The sequence below is a fragment of the uncultured Veillonella sp. genome (assembly GCF_934190855.1).
GTDB lineage: Bacteria > Bacillota > Negativicutes > Veillonellales > Veillonellaceae > Veillonella.
This window is the reverse complement of record NZ_CAKPTN010000155.1, coordinates 1-3,968: the sequence shown is the minus strand read 5'-3', so window position 1 is coordinate 3,968 and position 3,968 is coordinate 1. Positions and strand designations below refer to the sequence as shown.

Here is a 3,968-nt window from a genome sequence, read left to right as displayed (position 1 = left end):
GATTGCGGAGGTACTAGATATGACCGTAGATGATGCGGTTGAGTTCTTCAGTGCTATTCCTAAGATCAATCGTAAAATGGTTACCTTACAAGAGGTAGGTCTTGGCTATATCCGTTTAGGGCAAGCGGCCACAACATTATCTGGTGGTGAGGCTCAACGCGTTAAATTAGCTACTGAACTGGCTCGTCGTAGTACATGCAAAACTCTTTACATCCTTGATGAACCTACTACAGGTCTACATGCTGAAGATATTCGTAAGCTCTTAGATGTACTACAAAAACTCGTCGATGGTGGCGATACAGTGGTGGTTATTGAACATAACTTAGATGTTATTAAGATGGCTGATCATATCATCGATTTAGGTCCAGAAGGTGGTAATCGCGGTGGTACCATTGTAGCAACAGGTACACCTGAGCAAATTGCTAAGGTAAAAGAAAGTTATACCGGCAAATTCTTAGGCCCTGTATTAGAACAGACTAAGAAATTTATGAAAGCAGCTAAAAATAAGAAATAAAATAAAGTATTAAATTTAGTTTCTATAAAAACTCATAATGGAAATAGAATATATTTTCTAAGCATTTATCATGAACATATCTTAGATAATAATATATTCTATTTCCTTAAAATCTATAAGGAAAGGAGGACATATGCCATCTGAAGAATTACTAGAGAAGGTTAGTCATTTGCCGACTACGCCCGGTGTGTATTTATGGCGTGATCAGTACAACCGCATCATCTATGTAGGTAAGGCTATTAACTTACGTAATCGCGTGCGGTCTTATGTGCGTAATGATGCGAACCGAGCACCTAAGGTTACGGCTATGATGAAGCGTGCCGTCGATGTAGAGATTATCCAAACAAAGACAGAGATGGAAGCTCTCATATTAGAGAATACGCTTATTAAAGAGCATGAGCCTAAATACAATATTCGGCTCCGCGATGATAAGACCTATCCGTATGTGAAAATCTCTGTGCAAGAGGACTATCCTCGCGTATATATGACGCGTCGCCTTGAACGTGATGGGGCTAAGTACTTTGGTCCTTTCACAGATGTTACATCGGTCCATGTAGTATTGAAATTGATACGCCAGTACTACCCACTGCGCACATGTAAGTCTATGAAGGTAGAGCGTCCATGCTTGCAATACCATATGCACTACTGTGAAGCGCCGTGCTTTAATAAAATATCTATACCGGACTATCGGAAATACATCGATGAAATCATAGAGCTCTTTGAAGGAAAGCCTATACCATTGTTGAAGGAAATCAAAGAGAAGATGGAATTAGCTGCAGAAGACTTGCGATTTGAAGATGCAGCACGGTATCGAGATCAGTTGAGCAGCATTGAAAAAATACAAGAAAAGCAACGTATGGTTACACAACGAGGCGACTTAGATGTATTAGGGATTGCTGTTGATACGTCTATGGCCTGTGTACAGCTATTATTCATCCGTGGTGGACGACTATTAGGTCGTGAGAATTACTTTGTTCAACACGATGGAGACAGTCCAGAAACAATCATGACGGACTTTATCAAGCAATACTATGGGGATACGAACTTCATTCCGAAGGAATTATTATTACCGATGGATAGTTCTGATAGAGACTTATTGAGTGAATGGTTTACACAGCTCAAAGGGCAGAATGTAGAGGTATCTGTGCCTCAGCGTGGCTATAAGATGGACATGATCAAGATGGCTCATGAGAATGCAGAAACCTTCCTTGAAGAACGACGTCGTCAATGGCAGTACCAAATCGATAAGACTGGTGGGGCCGTTAAGAAATTAGCTGAAGTCTTAGACTTGCCGCGATTACCAGAACGCATGGAGTGTTTCGATATTTCCCATACGCAAGGGGCTGAAACTGTGGCGTCTATGGTTGTCTTTGAAGGTGGTAAGCCGGCGAAGAAGGAATATCGTCGTTTTAAATTGAAGACTACGCAAGGTAAACCAGATGACTTCAAATCCATGGCAGAAATCATGGAGCGTCGCTACGGTAATGAAACAGATTGGCCTATGCCTGATCTCATTATTATCGATGGTGGTAAAGGTCAGCTCAACGCAGCATTGCCGTTGATTCGCAGTGTAGGTGTTACTGACGTGCCTGTTATCTCTTTAGCTAAGCGTATTGAAGAGGTCTTTGTAGAAGGACAATCTGAAAGTATCATCTTAAGCCATCACACACCAGAGCTTCAATTGCTTCAACAAATACGTGATGAAGCCCATCGCTTTGCCATTACGTACCATCGTAAATTGCGGGGGAAACGTAATTTGGAATCCATTTTAGATCACATTGAAGGGATTGGCCCTAAACGCCGCAAAGCCTTGTGGGCACATTTCAATAGTTTAGAGGCTATGAAAGAGGCATCTATTGATGAGCTTTCAAAGGTGGACTCTATGAATTATAAAACGGCAGAAGCATTATATAATTTCTTCCGCATGTCTAAGGTGGAAAAACAAGATATGTTGAAATAAAAAAGAGCATCTTATTTCAGATGCTCTTTTACTGTATAAGTATGTTATTTATTTTTGTTGACGCTGAATGTACCAAGTACGCCAAGTGAACAATATACCTGCTACTAGTACGCTAGCGAGTAATCCAATCCATACGCCAAATGGTCCGTAATTAGGATTATTAGCGAGAATATAGGCGGTTGGGAAGCATACGCCCCAATAGGAGATGAGGGAGATATAAAGAACTACTTTTACATCTTTATAGGCTCTCAATATACCTTGTAAAGGGGTTCCAATGGCATCGATAGCAGAGAAGAATACACCGTATCCAAGGAAGCTGTAGATAAGCTTGTATACTTCATCATCATTTGTAAAGAGATCTGCAATAGCGTCCATATTAGTAAACGTAAATGTACAAATCATGATAGCCAATACAATGGCTAAGATGCGAGAAATATAAGAGTACTGGATAGCCTCTTGTTTACGACCTGCCCCAAGTTCATAAGCAACTGCAATGGTAGAGGCCATAGCGATACTAAGAGGTAAACAGTAGAATACATTGGTAAAGGAAATAACAGATTGATGAGCAGCTACGACGGCGGATCCAAAGTGAACCATCAAGAGGCCAGCAATACTAAAGATACTAGCTTCTAAGAAGATGGAAAAGCCAATAGGAATACCTATATGTAGCTGTTCGCGAATGTAGTGAAAACTTGGCTTACTGAAGTCTTTAAAGATACGATATCCCTTTAGCTTTGGATGTAATAGTAATACTAAGCTAAAGAGAATAAAGTTAGTCCAACAAGCACCGGCTATACCATAGCCAGCACCGACACCACCGATCTCTGGAAATCCGAAATGCCCAAAGATGAGTGCGTAGTTCAAAAATACGTTCACAATAAAGCTAGTAAATACGATGGCCATAGAATAATGTGTTAATCCATGACTGTCGACTGTATTGCGCAATGTATTAACCCAAAGTAGTGGGAATAGACCTATGGCATATGCTTTCAGGTAACTAATACATACCTCAGCTGCGGCAGGTTCCAGATTTAATGCTGTCAGAAGAGGACGTAGGCCTAAGAGACCAGTTATTAAAATGATACATGCTAGGCCTGTACCGATATAAAGACCTTGATAAAAGATTGTTGAAATATCATCGGTTTTTTTAGCTCCCAATAGCTGAGAAATAATTGGAGTGATACCTAACAACGTTCCTTGTGCAAAGATATAGCAGAGGAGCCATAAATTATACCCCGTAGCAACCCCAGCTAAATCTATCGTACTATATTGTCCCGTTAAAAAGATGGCTATAAATGTACCACCTATAAGGGAAAATTGCGTTATGCACATAGGAGTAAATAGCTTAATGAACAACCATAACTTTTGTAATATAGAATATGTTTGATACATATTTACCTCCCTTATTAATGATATATTATACGATATCATAAAGTAGCCTAATTTAATAGATAAATTCCTTGAGACTTGGGAATTAAATATATAGTATTGATT

Annotated in this window: 3 protein-coding genes; 2 read left to right on the top strand and 1 reads right to left on the bottom strand. The window is 39.8% G+C overall.

Annotated elements, in window-relative coordinates:
- On the top strand, nucleotides 1-514 hold a 514-nt coding region (locus Q0F90_RS07970; protein WP_367113426.1), incomplete at its 5' end, for an ATP-binding cassette domain-containing protein.
- A gap of 133 nt (nucleotides 515-647) precedes the next feature.
- Nucleotides 648-2,474 carry an excinuclease ABC subunit UvrC gene (gene uvrC, locus Q0F90_RS07965; RefSeq protein ID WP_296004555.1) on the top strand — a complete coding sequence of 609 codons (1,827 nt, stop codon included), beginning with the start codon at nucleotides 648-650 and terminating at the stop codon, nucleotides 2,472-2,474.
- Between the two features lie 48 nt (nucleotides 2,475-2,522).
- Here the strand turns inward: uvrC and Q0F90_RS07960 are convergent, their stop codons facing one another.
- Nucleotides 2,523-3,866 (bottom strand): MATE family efflux transporter, encoded by a 1,344-nt coding sequence (locus Q0F90_RS07960; protein ID WP_296004553.1) that lies wholly within the window; start codon nucleotides 3,864-3,866, stop codon nucleotides 2,523-2,525.
- Nucleotides 3,867-3,968 lie beyond the last annotated feature (102 nt).

What these genes read in the sequence shown, in the direction of transcription:
- Q0F90_RS07960 (WP_296004553.1), bottom strand. Translation starts at nt 3,866, where the DNA reads ATGTATCAAACATATTCTATATTACAAAAGTTATGGTTGTTCATTAAG.
- uvrC (WP_296004555.1), top strand. Translation starts at nt 648, where the DNA reads ATGCCATCTGAAGAATTACTAGAGAAGGTTAGTCATTTGCCGACTACG.